The following is a 14,473-nucleotide window of genomic DNA, read 5'->3' as shown; positions in this document are numbered from 1 at the left end:
AGAGAACATTGACGAAGGTTCCGGCCTACCCTGTGTTTATAAGCGCTCAGAAGCGTACAGGGTTAATCGTGGCTGTGTCGTTCTTGTATCGCCGTCAGAGAGCCCTCAGACTGCGCTTGTTTGTAGTGTTTACGACATACCGACACATAGCGTTCATTCCCGCCGATAACCACCTGCTCGCCCTCGTTATAAGGTCTTCCAGCCTGATCAAGGCGTAATACCATGCTGGCCTTACGGCCACAGAAACAAATGGTCTTTAATTCAACCAGTTTATCTGACCACGCAAGCAGGTATTCGCTGCCACCAAATAACTCACCACGAAAATCAGTGCGTAAGCCGTAACACAAAACAGGAATATCCAGTTGATCGACAACTTCAGATAATTCATAAACCTGTTGTCGGGTCAGAAACTGAGACTCATCGACCAGTACACAGTGAATTCTTTGCTGCGCATTCTCGGCGCGAATCTCTTCGAACAATGATGAATTTTGGTTAAACAATTTTGCAGGTGACGACAGACCTATACGTGAACTTACTTTTCCAGCACCAAAACGGTCATCAATTTCCGCTGTATATACAACGGCACGCATCCCACGTTCCTGATAATTGTACGAAGATTGCAACAATGCAGTCGACTTACCTGCGTTCATTGCAGAATAGTAAAAATATAGTTGTGCCATTGACCGAAGGCCCTCACCCGGGGAAATAAATATGGGCTGGATTGTATCATATTTCACGAACATGTCGGTGTAGCGTTGGTCGCAAAGGCGTATAAATGAGCGGGCAAGCTCGCACAGTGCCGCCTGAATTTAAGTAACGGATAGTGAAAGAGCATACAACCATCGACCAAACAGCCTGTGCTCGGACGCGTATATACACACTCTTTCACAAATAGTGCTCATGAAATTTATCAATGTCACTTATCATCATACGGCAATAAAGAAACCCTTCCCATATTGTTATTGAATCTACCCACTGTCGCCATGTATTAGCGAATTCACGTAAGCAAAACTAATACAAAAGGTTGAAATCACTGCAAAGAGATACTATTTGTACACCATAAAATGTGACCTGAATCTTGAATTTTTACTCTCAGCCGCTGAGAAGCCCCCTCGCCAATAAGCCTTTTTTATGCCCAACATCATGGGGAATTTAAGACAGGAGAATTAATTCTGATACTAAATAAAGCGCAATTTTGAATTCCTTACATTCCTGGCTATTGCACAACTGAATTTATCGCTCTATTATTAGCTCAACAAACCACCCCAATATAAGTTTGAGATTACTACAATGAGCGAAGCACTTAAAATTCTGAACAACATCCGTACTCTTCGTGCGCAGGCAAGAGAATGCACTCTGGAAACGCTTGAAGAAATGCTGGAAAAATTAGAAGTTGTAGTTAGCGAGCGTCGCGAAGAAGAAAGCGCTGCTGCTGCTGAAGTTGAAGAACGTACTCGTAAACTGCAACAATATCGTGAAATGCTGATCGCTGACGGCATTGATCCGAACGAATTGCTGAATAGCATGGCTGCTGTTAAATCTGGCACCAAAGCTAAACGCGCTGCACGTCCGGCTAAATATAGCTATGTTGACGAAAACGGTGAAACTAAAACCTGGACTGGCCAGGGTCGTACACCGGCAGTGATCAAAAAAGCGATGGAAGAACAAGGTAAACAACTGGACGATTTCCTGATCAAGGAATAATTCAGAAATAGTTTGCTTAAAATCCCGCCACTGGCGGGATTTTTTTTACCGGTACTTCGCTCAACCCTACCCGGATTAGGTATAAAAAAACGGCACTGTTAATACAGCGCCGTTCTGACCAGATAATACCAGAAGGTTACTTCTTAATACCCATCTCGTCTTCCAGCCAGGCTTTAAATTCGGCGCCGAGAGTATTATGGCGAATACCATATTCAACGAACGCCTGCATATAGCCCAGTTTATTACCACAGTCATGGCTTTTGCCCTTCATGTGATAAGCTTCAACCGTCTCTTTTTCAATCAGCATATCGATAGCATCTGTCAGCTGAATTTCATCACCCGCTCCCGGAGGGGTTTTAGCCAGCAGAGGCCAGATATCGGCACTAAGAACGTAACGACCCACAACGGCCAGATTAGAAGGCGCAACATCAGCTTTTGGTTTTTCAACCACGCCAACCATCGGAACGCTTTCGCCCGGGGATAATTCAACGCCTTTACAATCAACAACGCCATAAGCCGTAACATCTTCTACCGGTTCAACCATAATCTGGCTGCTACCTGTTTCATCAAAACGATGAATCATTTCGGCAAGGTTGTCGCGGGATAAATCAGATTCGTATTCGTCAAGAATTACGTCCGGCAGGATTACAGCTACCGGTTCATCGCCAACCACAGGGTGTGCGCACAATACCGCGTGGCCCAGACCTTTAGCCAGCCCCTGACGCACCTGCATAATAGTCACATGTGGCGGGCAAATAGATTGCACTTCTTCCAGAAGCTGGCGTTTTACACGTTTTTCCAGCATCGCTTCAAGTTCAAAGCTGGTATCAAAGTGGTTTTCAATGGAATTTTTAGACGAGTGAGTTACAAGTACAATTTCAGTGATGCCCGCAGCAATACATTCGTTTACGACGTACTGAATTAATGGCTTATCAACCAACGGTAGCATCTCTTTCGGGATTGCTTTCGTAGCCGGTAACATCCTGGTTCCTAATCCCGCAACCGGGATAACGGCTTTTTTGACTTTTGAATTAAGGGCAGCCATTTAAAACTCTCCTGGACTGTTCATGTATTGAACGTGTTCATCATTCTGTATCGCATCCGAGTATATCAGTACAGCGACAAGCTTCTGGTCTGAAAAGGACGCGCGTCGGTATAATTAAGATAAATACGAATAAAACTGGCGCCGATAGTAGCACTCACAGCATGGGGAGGGTGAACCAATTTCATTTGCACGCCTCTCAATTGTTCATTCCGCAGACAACATCAAGCGCAGGCGACCTCCCGCCCCCCAAATTTGGCATTGCCATGACTCACAATGTTGGCTCAGCTGATTAAGATACGTATTACCTAAGGTACCCAGCGGAACGCCATTGCTGATTTGCACTTGGTGGGAACCTGTATTTAATGTCGCATTCAGCCCTGCCGATACCAGAATCAGATTTTTTAATCCGCTGTGGTAATACCCCACCAGCAAGGGAAACTGCCCTGGTAAATTGGCTTGCCGCAACAAATGATTTACCTGTTTCAATAACGTACCCAACTCCGGCAACCGTTGATTTTGTTGTGTCAGTTGCTCCTGCAGTAAACCATTAAATAGCGCTCGCAGTAATAATGCAGCCAGCACGCCATTATCCCCTGCCCGCGTCACATCAAGGCAATAGAATGCAAGGTCATGATCCGACAGCGGCGCAATATCCAGCACCAGCCCCGGTTGGTCGGCTGCCACCAATTGCCGATAGTTAATGCGACAGTGCGAAATCACTTGCGCCACTGGAGGCTGTAATTCTTTTAGCAGCTTCGCGGCGGCGGCAGGATCGTCCACCATCGCATCCCAGTCGCGAAATAGCCGCTCTTCTTCTTCCACGCGTGAATTAAACATATTGGGATAAAGACAGGCAAAGACGGTTTCTCGCAAGCGATTAAGGTCTTTCACCGGCTTCAACAGGACGTCATCCACACCGAGTCGTAACGCTTTGGCTATGTCGGACATGTTTTCCGTCGCAGAAATCACCAGTATCGGGGTCTGATCGCCACGATTACGTAAATACTCAACCAGTTTGAGACCGTTCATTCTTGGCATAGCCAGGTCGCAGATCATCAGGTCAGGTTTAAAATGCCCAAGCAAGTCCAGTGCTTCAAGTCCGTCACCAGCTACCGCCGTTGTCGCTCCCAAAGAGGAAAACCATGAGTCCATGAGTGAGCGAAATACCGGCTCATCCTCAACGATAAGAATCTGTTTTCCGACCAATGGCTGCGTCATATTCTCCCCCCTGACTGGCTTTAATAAATAGTGGCATGCTATTGCCACTCACGCCTGTCAGAATTAGCTTAAGTGTTGATAAAAAATGCGTTAGACGTTGGTTTTCACCAGGGGTAGAAGCTCATCCATTTTCTTCTCGACCGCTAACTGCCCGGCAGCAATTGCCGCACTGGCGCGGTGAAAATCCAGCGTGGATATTTGTGGACAAAACGGCTGAATCAGAATATCTGGAGGGTCACCGGCCATGCGGTTACGTTTCAGTCGGTTTTCCAGAACCTGAATAGACGTCGTCATAATCTCCATCGCCGTGGGCGCAGTTACTGCACGCCTGGCCGTAATGTTGCTCAAGCGTTCTTTCAGACGGGCATGCCATGAGAGTTCGTCAGCATCATCACCCGATTCGGCATCGCTATTGACGTTGAAGGAGAGTAAATCTTGTTGCATGAGATGTGCATCGTGTTGCAGGTCGACCGCTATAACAATATCGGCCCCCAACGCGCGAGTCAGGGAGACAGGGACAGGATTCACCACCGCACCATCGACCAGCCAGTAACCATTGTGCGCCACAGGTGACATCAAGCCAGGAATACTGCAGGAGGCCCGGACAGCCAGATGTAAATCACCTTCGGTGAACCAAAGTTCCCGACCCGTACTCAGATTGGTAGCCACTGTTGCGAAACGGCGAGTACATTGCTCAATTGCTTCTACCGGCATCACATTACGGTACTGATTGAATACCCGTTCACCGCGAAGTAAACCTCCCCTGCGCCACGAGAGATCCATCAACCGTAAAACATCCCAATAGCTGAAAGAACAGACCCACTTTTCGAGAGCAGGCAGCTTATTGCAGGCGTAGGCAGCGCCAACCAACGAACCGATGGAGCACCCTGCCACGATATCAACATCAATACCCATATGCTTAAGGGCTTTGATAACGCCAATATGCGACCAACCTCGCGCCGCGCCGGAACCTAGCGCCAGCCCAATTTTTATTTTTCTCATTATACGTACAAACTTCCCCTGGCTTGCAGACGTAGCAACATCGCTACCGCTCAGTTAACATAGTGCCACTCTGGCGTTTTTACGCCGTTTTTATATTCCAGGGAGTACTTTGTGTCTCAGCTTTGTCCCTGTGGTAGCGCTGTCGAGTATAGCCTATGTTGCTACCGTTATGTGTCCGGCGCGCAAGTAGCACCTACGCCGTCACACCTCATGCGTTCTCGTTACTGTGCTTTTGTGATGAAAGACGCAGATTACCTTATCAGGACCTGGCATCCGGATTGTCATGCGGCCGAGTTTCGCGACGACATTATCGCAGGATTTACTCATACCGAATGGCTTGGACTGACCGTTTTTGAACAAGAGACGGCAGACACAGAAAATATCGGCTACGTCAGTTTTGTCGCACGGTTTTCTGAACAAGGTAAAACAGGTGCAATTATCGAGCGCTCTCGTTTTTTAAAAGAAAACGGTCAGTGGTACTATATTGACGGTACACGCCCTCAAATTGGACGAAACGATACCTGCCCTTGTGGCTCAGGTAAAAAATTTAAAAAGTGCTGCGGCTAATCAACGCCCGACAGTATCAATTTTGCAAACATTCTCAACAGGATCACCGCTGCAAATGCATTCATTACAACGAAAAGTGCTGCGTACTATTTGCCCGGACCAAAAAGGTCTGATCGCGCGCATTACAAATATCTGTTACAAGCATGAACTGAACATCGTGCAGAACAATGAGTTTGTGGACCACCGTACCGGACGCTTTTTTATGCGCACCGAACTGGAGGGCATTTTTAACGACGTCACGCTGCTTGCCGATCTGGACAGCGCCTTACCTGAAGGCTCGATTCGTGAATTAACCCCAGCAGGCCGCCGCCGCATCGTCATTTTGGTCACCAAGGAAGCGCATTGCTTGGGCGATTTATTAATGAAGGCCAATTATGGCGGGCTGGATGTTGAAATCGCCGCGGTGATCGGCAATCACGAGACCTTGCGTCCTCTGGTTGAACGGTTTGATATTCCGTTTGAGCTGGTGAGCCATGAAGGTTTAACACGTGACGAACATGATGAGAAAATGGCTGATGCTATCGACGCCCACCAGCCGGACTATGTCGTGCTGGCTAAATACATGCGCGTTCTGACCCCGACATTTGTTTCACGCTTCCCGAATAAGATTATCAATATTCACCATTCATTCCTGCCAGCATTCATTGGTGCTCGTCCATACCATCAGGCTTATGAGCGCGGCGTGAAGATCATCGGCGCGACGGCCCACTACGTGAATGATAACCTCGATGAAGGCCCAATCATTATGCAGGACGTGATCCATGTTGATCACACCTACACCGCCGAAGATATGATGCGCGCGGGTCGCGACGTTGAAAAAAATGTATTAAGCCGTGCGCTGTATCAGGTTCTGGCTCAACGCGTCTTTGTTTACGGTAACCGAACGATTATTCTGTAATCGATTGATAAGTTAATTGGTTACCTTTACATCTTTACGTGTAAAAATCAGGCAACCAGTTCTTTTTTATCAACGGAATGCTTTACAGGGGCGCATCATTTGATATGATGCGCCCCGCTTCCAACGGAAGCAGGCCAGTAATTAGCATTACCCCGTGGTGGGGTTCCCGAGCGATCATAAGGGAGCTGACTGCAAATCTGCCGTCATCGACTTCAAGGTTCGACTCGAGCGATAGTGAGAGAACGTTGCCGCAGGCAACGGCCCGAAGGGTGAGGAGCTTTAGCTCCGAATAATCCTTCCCGCTATAGAATGCAAGCAGCATAATGAATTTACCCTGTGGTGGGGTTCCCGAGCGGCCAAAGGGAGCAGACTGTAAATCTGCCGTCATCGACTTCGAAGGTTCGAATCCTTCCCCCACCACCATCTTCTAGCACTGCCTACAATTTGAATTACCCCTGGTGGGGTTCCCGAGCGGCCAAAGGGAGCAGACTGTAAATCTGCCGTCATCGACTTCGAAGGTTCGAATCCTTCCCCCACCACCATCACTTCATAAAGCACCAACAGCAAATCAATCTCTAATGCCCCATATTCTGCCCATGCGGGAAGGATGAGAAGCTTCGACTAAGGTTCGATTCGAGCGTAGCGAGAAAGCGTTGCCACAGGCAACGACCCGAAGGGCGAAGCGCGTAGCGCTGAGTAATCCTTCCCCCACCACCATCACTTCATAAAGCACCAACAGCAAATCAATCTCTAATGCCCCATATTCTGCCCATGTGGGAAGGATGAGAAGCTTCGACTAAGGTTCGATTCGAGCGTAGCGAGAAAGCGTTGCCGCAGGCAACGACCCGAAGGGCGAAGCGCGTAGCGCTGAGTAATCCTTCCCCCACCACCATCACTTCATAAAGCAACACACTCAATTCCTCAGCAATGCCTTTTATTTGCCTGATGCGCTATGCTTATCAGGCCTACTAACTCGACATGTGCCCGCTATTCGTCTGATGCGCTGCACTTATCTGGCCTACTAACTCGATACGTGCCCGCTATTTGTCTGATGCGCTGCACTTATCAGGCCTACAGCGCTCGCTGATACCTTCGTAGGCCGGATAAGGCGCTTGCGCCGCCATCCGGCAAACAGGCATAAAAAAACCCCGCCGAAGCAGGGTTTTGTCATTCTCAAATATACGATTAGTGACGCGCGCGAACAATCTGGTATTTGCGGGTCAGATATTCGACCGGGACGCTCCAGATGTGTACCAGACGAGAGAATGGGAACAACAGGAACAGCGTCATACCCAGCACCAGGTGCATACGGAAAATGAACGCAACACCATCCAGATATTGAGACGCTCCGCCCTGGAAGGTCACCACTGTCTGCGCCCAGTTCACCAGCTTCATCATCTCGCTACCGTCCATATGCTGGGCGGAAAACGGAATGGTCAGCAGGCCCAGCGCACACTGGATCACCAGCAGTGAGAGGATCAGAATATCCGCTCCGGTGGTGGTGGCCCGCACGCGTGGGCTGAACAGACGACGTTTCAGCAGCAGTACACCACCAATCAGACACATCAGGCCACTGGCACCGCCCGCAAACATTGCCATCTTTTGTTTCACTTCAAGCGGTAGCCAGGCTTCATACATCCAGTGCGGTGTCAACATGCCAAGGAAGTGCCCAGCAAAGATACCCAGGATCCCGATGTGAAACAGGTTTGACGCCAGGTTCATCCCTTTGCGATCCAGCATCTGACTGGAAGCCGCACGCCATGTATATTGCCCATAGTCATAACGCAGCCAGCTGCCGATCAGAAAGACAGAACCCGCGATGTACGGATAGATGTCAAAGAAGAACGTATTCAGGAAGTGCATTATTGCTGTCCTCCGGTGGTGATATTCAGATACTGCGGCGCAACGGCCCCGGCAAAACGACGCTGGTGAGCGGAGATTTCCGACTCGCCACACCCCTGATCGGCGAAGAATTTTACCTGCTCTTCTTCCCAGACCGCATCCAGCGCTTGTGGAGTATCGTCACGGGCTTCATCCGCAATTTTTTCAGCCACTTTATCGCTGTCGATAACGGTATTCGCCAGTTTTAACAGCAGATCGAACAGCACCGCATAACGGCTTTCGCGCTGTTGCAAACGAGCGCTGAGCAGCGCCAGAATCGGCGCAATATCCTGTAAGCCACCTAGCGCTTCGCTTTTCGGCAGTTGCGCAAGATATTCCAGATACAGCGGCAGATGATCGGGAAGTTCGCGGCTGTCGAGCTGCAAACCGTGCTGCTCATACTGTGCCATCAGGTCAACCATAGCCTGACCGCGATCGCGGGATTCACCGTGAACATGTTCAAACAGCAGCAGCGATGTCGCGCGGCCACGGTCAAACAGTTCGCTGTAGGCGGCCTGCACATCCAGCATGTCCTGCGCGGTTAGATCGCGCAGGAAAACGCCCAGAGTCTGGGCATCCTCTTTATCCAGGTTCTCAGATGACGCGAGTGCATCGAAAAGTTCCTGCTGATGCTGCCACAAGGCAGCATCCGGGTACTCGAGCAGACGCGAAACAATGACGAGTTCAATCATTGGTGCGGCTCCGTTTTGCTGGTCACATCGACAGCGTCGATGCGGCGGCTGTTGAACAGATTGAATTTAGTATCAGAACCGTGGCAACCGTCGCCGAAGGTAAAGCCACAACCGCTTTTCTCCGGGAACGCGTCACGCGCCAGTTCACGATGGCTGCTCGGTACCACGAAACGATCTTCGTAGTTCGCGATTGCCAGGTAACGATACATTTCCTGTGCCTGTGCTTCGCTTAAGCCCACCTCTTCCAGCGCACGGGTATCAACTTTACCGTCAACTGTTTCCGCACGTTTGTAGTGACGCATCGCCAGCATACGTTTCAGGGCCAACAGTACCGGCTGGGTGTCGCCAGCGGTCAGCAGGTTCGCCAGGTACTGAACCGGAATACGCAGGCTGTCAACATCCGGCAGAATACCGTTGCTGCCCAGCTCGCCCGCGTCGGCGGCAGACTGAATCGGTGACAATGGCGGCACGTACCAGACCATCGGCAGTGTGCGGTATTCCGGATGCAGCGGCAGCGCCAGCTTCCAGTCCATCGCCATTTTGTAAACCGGAGACTGCTGTGCGGCATCAATGACGCTCAGCGGAATACCATCTTTCAGCGCCTGTTCAATAACAGCCGGATCGTTCGGATCGAGGAACACGTCCAGCTGACGTTGGTACAGATCTTTCTCGTGCTCGGTGCTGGCCGCGCTTTCGATCGCATCTGCGTCATACAGCAGTACGCCGAGGTAACGGATACGACCTACACAGGTTTCGGAGCAAACGGTCGGCTGACCAGCTTCGATACGCGGGTAGCAGAAAATGCACTTCTCAGATTTCCCGCTCTTCCAGTTGAAGTAGATCTTCTTGTACGGGCAGCCGGTGATACACATACGCCAGCCGCGGCACTTGTCCTGGTCGATCAGCACGATGCCATCTTCTTCACGCTTGTAGATAGCGCCGCTCGGACAGGTCGCCACACACGCCGGATTAAGGCAGTGCTCACACAGACGCGGCAGGTACATCATGAAGGTGTTTTCGAACTGACCGTACATCGCCTTCTGCATGTTTTCGAAGTTCTGGTCTTTGGCGCGTTTTTCAAACTCGCCGCCGAGAATTTCTTCCCAGTTCGGACCGCTGGTGATTTTGTCCATTCGCTGACCGGTGATGAGCGAGCGTGGACGAGCAATCGGCTGCGCTTTGCTGTCTGCCGGGGCGTTATGCAGCGTCTGGTAGTCAAAATCAAACGGCTCGTAGTAATCATCCATGCCCGGCAGATGCGGGTTAGCAAAGATTTTACCCAACAGCAGCGCTTTGTTACCCATGCGCGGCTGCAGTTTGCCGTTGATTTTACGGATCCAACCGCCCTTCCATTTTTCCTGGTTTTCCCAGTCGTTCGGGAAGCCAACGCCAGGCTTACTTTCGACGTTGTTGAACCAGGCGTACTCCATACCTTCACGGCTGGTCCAGACGTTTTTACAGGTCACTGAACAGGTGTGGCAGCCGATGCACTTATCGAGATTCAGCACCATGCCGACTTGTGAACGAATTTTCATTTTACGCTCTCCTGTACCTGGTCATTGCCTTCGCCATCCAACCAGTTAATGTTCTTCATCTTACGTACAACTACGAACTCATCACGGTTTGAACCGACGGTGCCGTAGTAGTTAAAGCCGTAGGCCAGCTGCGCATAGCCGCCGATCATATGGGTCGGTTTCGGCGTAATACGGGTCACCGAGTTGTGGATCCCACCGCGCTGCTGGGTGATTTCTGAACCCGGCAGGTTTACGATACGTTCCTGCGCGTGGTACATCATGGTCATCCCGGCCGGTACACGCTGGCTGACAACTGCACGTGCCGTCAGCGCACCGTTGCTGTTGAAGACTTCGATCCAGTCGTTATCTTCGATTCCCAGATCCTTCGCATCGACTTCGCTCATCCACACAATCGGGCCACCGCGTGACAGCGTCAGCATCAGCAAGTTGTCGCTGTAAGTGGAGTGGATACCCCATTTCTGGTGCGGCGTCAGGAAGTTGAGCGCTTTTTCCGGGTTACCGTTAGATTTCTCGCCGATCACCGCTTTCACCGAACGGGTGTCGATTGGCGGACGGTAAACCAGCAGGCTTTCACCAAAGTCACGCATCCACTGATGATCCTGATACAACTGCTGGCGACCAGACAGTGTACGCCATGGGATCAGCTCGTGAACGTTGGTATAGCCGGCGTTATAAGACACGTGTTCATCTTCCAGTCCTGACCAGGTCGGGCTGGAGATAATTTTGCGCGGCTGCGCCTGAATATCGCGGAAGCGAATTTTTTCGTCTTCTTTATTCAGCGCCAGATGCGTATGGTCACGACCGGTAAATTCACTCAGCGCAGCCCAGGCTTTAACGGCTACCTGACCGTTAGTTTCCGGCGCCAGCGTCAGGATCATCTCGGCTGCATCAATTGCGGTATTAAGCCAAGGCTGGCCTTTTGCCGGACCTTCAGCCTTGGTGTAATTGAGCTTACGCAGCAGATCCATTTCGCTCTGGGTATTCCAGGCAATCCCTTTACCGCCGTTACCGATTTTTTCCATCAGCGGGCCGATGGAGGTGAAACGCTCGTAGGTTGCCGGATAATCACGCTCAACGGTCATGATGTGCGGTGCGGTAACACCAGGAATCAGGTCACATTCACCTTTTTTCCAGTCCTTCACGTCCAGCGGTTGTGCCAGTTCTGCGGCAGAGTCGTGCTGAATTGGCAGCGTAACGACGTCGGTTTCTTTACCGAGATGACCCACGCAAACTTCAGAGAATTTCTTGGCGATGGCTTTGTAGATTTCCCAGTCGCTCTTCGATTCCCAGGCCGGGTCAACCGCCGCAGACAGAGGATGAATAAACGGATGCATGTCCGAGGTATTCATATCGTCTTTTTCATACCATGTTGCGGTCGGCAGCACGATGTCGGAATACAGACAGGTGCTCGACAGACGGAAGTCCAGCGTGACAACCAGATCCAGTTTGCCGTCCAGGCCGTTATCCTGCCATTCCACTTCTTCAGGCTTCACGCCGCTCTGCTGGCCGAGATCTTTGCCCTGAATACCATGTTCAGTACCCAGCAGATACTTCAGCATGTACTCGTGGCCTTTACCGGAAGAACCGAGCAGGTTAGAACGCCAGATAAACAGGTTGCGCGGATGGTTTTTACCGTTTTCCGGCTGCTCTGCCGCAAAACGAATAGAACCTTCTTTCAGGGATTTAACGGTGTAATCCACCGGCGTCATACCTGCTTTCTGCGCTTCTTCGGCGATACGCAGTGGGTTAGTCCCTAACTGCGGCGCAGATGGCAACCAGCCCATACGTTCAGCGCGAACGTTAAAATCAATCAAATGACCGCTGTAACGGGATTTGTCTGCCATCGGGGAAAGCAGTTCCTGCGCAGTAACCGTCTCATAGCGCCATTGGCTGGAGTGGTTATAGAAGTAGGAAGTGCTGTTCATATGACGAGGCGGACGCTGCCAGTCAAGAGCAAACGCCAGCGGCTGCCAGCCGGTTTGCGGACGCAGTTTTTCCTGGCCGACGTAGTGGGCCCAACCGCCGCCGCTCTGACCGATACAACCGCAGAACACCAGCATATTGATCAGGCCACGATAGTTCATATCGAGGTGGTACCAGTGGTTCAGGCCCGCACCGACGATGATCATCGAACGACCGTGTGTTTTATCGGCGTTATCCGCAAATTCACGGGCAATGCGCACGATCTGAGAACGTGATACGCCAGTGATTTTTTCTGCCCATGCCGGCGTGTACGCTTTCACGTCATCGTAGCTGGTCGCGCAGTTTTCGTCGTTCAGACCACGTTCCAGGCCATAGTTAGCCATGGTCAGGTCGTAAACGGTGGTCACCAGCGCGGTAGAGCCATCAGCCAACTGCAGGCGTTTAACCGGCAGTTTGTGCAGCAGAATATTTTCCAGCTCTACTTTACTGAAGTGCTCGGTACCTTCGCCGCCAAAGTACGGGAAGCCCACTTCAGCGATATCGTCCTGGCTACCCAGCAGGCTGAGCTGCAGTTCGGTTTCATCACCGGACGTACCGTCGCGTTGCTCAAGGTTCCATTTGCCCTTTTCGCCCCAACGGAAACCAATTGAACCGTTTGGCGCAACCATTTCGCCGTTGCTGTTGATAGCGACGGTTTTCCATTCTGGGTTATTTTCCTGGCCCAGAGAGTCGACCAGATCCGCTGCACGCAGCATACGACCAGCAGCATAGTAGCCGTCACGCTCTTCGAGCATCACCAGCATTGGCATGTCGGTATAACGACGAACGTAGTCGGTGAAGTACTGGCTCGGGTTATCGAGGTGGAACTCGCGCAGCATGACATGGCCCATCGCCATTGCCATCGCAGCATCGGTTCCCTGCTTCGGTGCCAGCCACAGGTCGCAAAGTTTGGCGATTTCTGCGTAGTCCGGAGTAATCGCTACCGTTTTGGTGCCTTTATAGCGAACTTCAGTAAAGAAGTGTGCATCCGGAGTACGGGTCTGCGGTACGTTAGAGCCCCATGCAAGAATGTAGCTGGAGTTATACCAGTCGGCAGATTCCGGTACGTCGGTTTGCTCGCCCCAGGTTTGCGGGGAAGCCGGCGGCAGGTCACAGTACCAGTCGTAGAAGCTCAGGCAGGTACCGCCAATCAGCGACATATAGCGTGCGCCGGAAGCATAAGAAACCATCGACATCGCCGGGATCGGAGAGAAGCCTGCAACGCGGTCAGGGCCATAGGTTTTGATGGTGTAAACGTTAGATGCAGCAATCAGTTCATTCACTTCCTGCCAGGAAGAACGAACAAACCCACCACGACCACGCGCTTGTTTGAAGCTTTTTGCTTTGTCGGCGTCTTCGATGATGGATGCCCATGCGTCTACCGGATCGCTGTGCAGTCTTTTTGCTTCACGCCACATCTTCATCAGACGTTTGCGCATCAGCGGGTATTTCAGACGGTTAGCGCTGTAGAGATACCAGGAATAGCTTGCACCACGTGGGCAGCCGCGAGGCTCGTGGTTAGGCATATCTGGACGCGTGCGTGGGTAGTCAGTTTGCTGGGTCTCCCAGGTCACCAGACCATTTTTCACATAGATTTTCCAGCTGCATGAGCCCGTGCAGTTTACCCCGTGGGTTGAACGCACGATTTTGTCATGCTGCCAACGCTGGCGGTATCCGTCCTCCCAGTCCCTGTTGGTATTGAGAAGCTGGCCATGCCCATCGGCAAAGGTTTCGCCCTTCTGCTTGAAGTAGCGAAACCGGTCCAGGAATTTACTCATCGGTTTTCTCCTGTAGGAGCCTGACGGCTCTCTGATAAATCGACATTGCTTGATTGAGAGCGAAGGTAACGCTCTGAAAGGGCGTGAGAATTGATAACGATCAAGGCATGCAGGGATGAAAAATGAAGGTTGGTTTTTACATACCCCCAAAGTGGGATATTGTTTTTTAACGTAATATTCTGAATTTAAAG

General features: G+C 51.0%; 11 protein-coding genes, 2 tRNA genes and 3 other RNA genes. 8 read left to right on the top strand and 8 right to left on the bottom strand.

All coding sequences use genetic code 11. The annotated features are described in order from the left end of the window. Nucleotides 1-62 precede the first annotated feature (62 nt). Nucleotides 63-680 carry a thymidine kinase gene (gene tdk, locus OGY04_RS05010; RefSeq protein WP_008784954.1) on the bottom strand — a complete coding sequence of 206 codons (618 nt, stop codon included), beginning with the start codon at nt 678-680 and terminating at the stop codon, nt 63-65. A gap of 610 nt (nt 681-1,290) precedes the next feature. On the opposite strand from tdk, the gene hns reads away from it, so the two are divergent. Beyond that, nucleotides 1,291-1,704, top strand: coding sequence for a histone-like nucleoid-structuring protein H-NS (gene hns / locus OGY04_RS05005; protein WP_003020723.1), 414 nt, complete (start codon nt 1,291-1,293; stop codon nt 1,702-1,704). Between the two features lie 136 nt (nt 1,705-1,840). Here hns and galU read toward each other — a convergent pair whose 3' ends face one another. The 3 genes from galU to rssA all read right to left on the bottom strand — a co-directional run bounded on the left by galU (nt 1,841) and on the right by rssA (nt 4,969). Continuing rightward, nucleotides 1,841-2,749: a UTP--glucose-1-phosphate uridylyltransferase GalU gene (gene galU, locus OGY04_RS05000; RefSeq protein ID WP_003020727.1), complete on the bottom strand. Its 909-nt coding sequence runs from the start codon at nt 2,747-2,749 to the stop codon at nt 1,841-1,843. Nucleotides 2,750-2,953: 204 nt separating this feature from the next. Beyond that, on the bottom strand, nt 2,954-3,967 hold the full coding sequence (gene rssB, locus OGY04_RS04995; RefSeq protein WP_286584875.1) for a two-component system response regulator RssB: 1,014 nt from the start codon (nt 3,965-3,967) through the stop codon (nt 2,954-2,956). A 90-nt stretch (nt 3,968-4,057) separates the two neighbouring features. Next, nucleotides 4,058-4,969, bottom strand: coding sequence for a patatin-like phospholipase RssA (gene rssA, locus OGY04_RS04990; RefSeq protein ID WP_008784956.1), 912 nt, complete (start codon nt 4,967-4,969; stop codon nt 4,058-4,060). 111 nt (nt 4,970-5,080) lie between these two features. Between rssA and OGY04_RS04985 the strand changes: the two genes are divergently transcribed. The 7 genes from OGY04_RS04985 (at nt 5,081) to OGY04_RS04955 (ending at nt 7,326) form a co-directional block, all read left to right on the top strand. Then, entirely contained in the window at nt 5,081-5,536 is a 456-nt protein-coding gene (locus tag OGY04_RS04985) for a YchJ family protein (protein ID WP_008784957.1), read from the top strand. Between the two features lie 55 nt (nt 5,537-5,591). Further along, entirely contained in the window at nt 5,592-6,434 is an 843-nt protein-coding gene (gene purU, locus OGY04_RS04980) for a formyltetrahydrofolate deformylase (RefSeq protein ID WP_048224038.1), read from the top strand. A 168-nt stretch (nt 6,435-6,602) separates the two neighbouring features. Next, nucleotides 6,603-6,744: non-coding RNA, RtT sRNA (locus tag OGY04_RS04975), on the top strand. A gap of 28 nt (nt 6,745-6,772) precedes the next feature. Continuing rightward, nucleotides 6,773-6,857: transfer RNA gene (locus tag OGY04_RS04970), tRNA-Tyr, on the top strand. A gap of 34 nt (nt 6,858-6,891) precedes the next feature. Next, nucleotides 6,892-6,976: transfer RNA gene (locus OGY04_RS04965), tRNA-Tyr, on the top strand. Between the two features lie 44 nt (nt 6,977-7,020). Next, a non-coding RNA gene (locus OGY04_RS04960) (RtT sRNA) lies at nt 7,021-7,151 on the top strand. A gap of 44 nt (nt 7,152-7,195) precedes the next feature. Next, nucleotides 7,196-7,326: non-coding RNA, RtT sRNA (locus OGY04_RS04955), on the top strand. 293 nt (nt 7,327-7,619) lie between these two features. Here OGY04_RS04955 and narI read toward each other — a convergent pair. Genes narI through OGY04_RS04935 form a run of 4 tightly spaced genes read right to left on the bottom strand, consistent with a single transcriptional unit; the run spans nt 7,620 to nt 14,282 of the window. Further along, on the bottom strand, nt 7,620-8,297 hold the full coding sequence (gene narI, locus OGY04_RS04950; RefSeq protein ID WP_003833386.1) for a respiratory nitrate reductase subunit gamma: 678 nt from the start codon (nt 8,295-8,297) through the stop codon (nt 7,620-7,622). Further along, nucleotides 8,297-9,007 carry a nitrate reductase molybdenum cofactor assembly chaperone gene (gene narJ, locus OGY04_RS04945; protein ID WP_008784959.1) on the bottom strand — a complete coding sequence of 237 codons (711 nt, stop codon included), beginning with the start codon at nt 9,005-9,007 and terminating at the stop codon, nt 8,297-8,299. Before narJ ends, narI begins: the two co-directional genes overlap by 1 nt. Beyond that, nucleotides 9,004-10,542: a nitrate reductase subunit beta gene (gene narH / locus OGY04_RS04940; protein WP_003833388.1), complete on the bottom strand. Its 1,539-nt coding sequence runs from the start codon at nt 10,540-10,542 to the stop codon at nt 9,004-9,006. The genes narJ and narH overlap by 4 nt, the downstream gene beginning before the upstream one ends. Then, complete coding sequence (locus tag OGY04_RS04935; RefSeq protein WP_008784960.1) at nt 10,539-14,282, bottom strand: nitrate reductase subunit alpha; 3,744 nt, start codon at nt 14,280-14,282, stop codon at nt 10,539-10,541. The genes narH and OGY04_RS04935 overlap by 4 nt, the downstream gene beginning before the upstream one ends. Nucleotides 14,283-14,473 lie beyond the last annotated feature (191 nt).

It is taken from the genome of Citrobacter sp. Cpo091 (assembly GCF_030332645.1).
Classification (GTDB): domain Bacteria; phylum Pseudomonadota; class Gammaproteobacteria; order Enterobacterales; family Enterobacteriaceae; genus Citrobacter; species Citrobacter portucalensis.
The sequence above is the reverse complement of the archived record's forward strand: the minus strand, read 5'-3'. Positions and strand labels throughout refer to the sequence as shown.

Bases quoted from the DNA above. Each gene is read 5' to 3' on its own strand.
- tdk (WP_008784954.1), bottom strand. From the start codon at position 680: ATGGCACAACTATATTTTTACTATTCTGCAATGAACGCAGGTAAGTCG.
- hns (WP_003020723.1), top strand. From the start codon at position 1,291: ATGAGCGAAGCACTTAAAATTCTGAACAACATCCGTACTCTTCGTGCG.
- galU (WP_003020727.1), bottom strand. From the start codon at position 2,749: ATGGCTGCCCTTAATTCAAAAGTCAAAAAAGCCGTTATCCCGGTTGCG.
- rssB (WP_286584875.1), bottom strand. From the start codon at position 3,967: ATGACGCAGCCATTGGTCGGAAAACAGATTCTTATCGTTGAGGATGAG.
- rssA (WP_008784956.1), bottom strand. From the start codon at position 4,969: ATGAGAAAAATAAAAATTGGGCTGGCGCTAGGTTCCGGCGCGGCGCGA.
- purU (WP_048224038.1), top strand. From the start codon at position 5,592: ATGCATTCATTACAACGAAAAGTGCTGCGTACTATTTGCCCGGACCAA.
- narI (WP_003833386.1), bottom strand. From the start codon at position 8,297: ATGCACTTCCTGAATACGTTCTTCTTTGACATCTATCCGTACATCGCG.
- narJ (WP_008784959.1), bottom strand. From the start codon at position 9,007: ATGATTGAACTCGTCATTGTTTCGCGTCTGCTCGAGTACCCGGATGCT.
- narH (WP_003833388.1), bottom strand. From the start codon at position 10,542: ATGAAAATTCGTTCACAAGTCGGCATGGTGCTGAATCTCGATAAGTGC.
- OGY04_RS04935 (WP_008784960.1), bottom strand. From the start codon at position 14,282: ATGAGTAAATTCCTGGACCGGTTTCGCTACTTCAAGCAGAAGGGCGAA.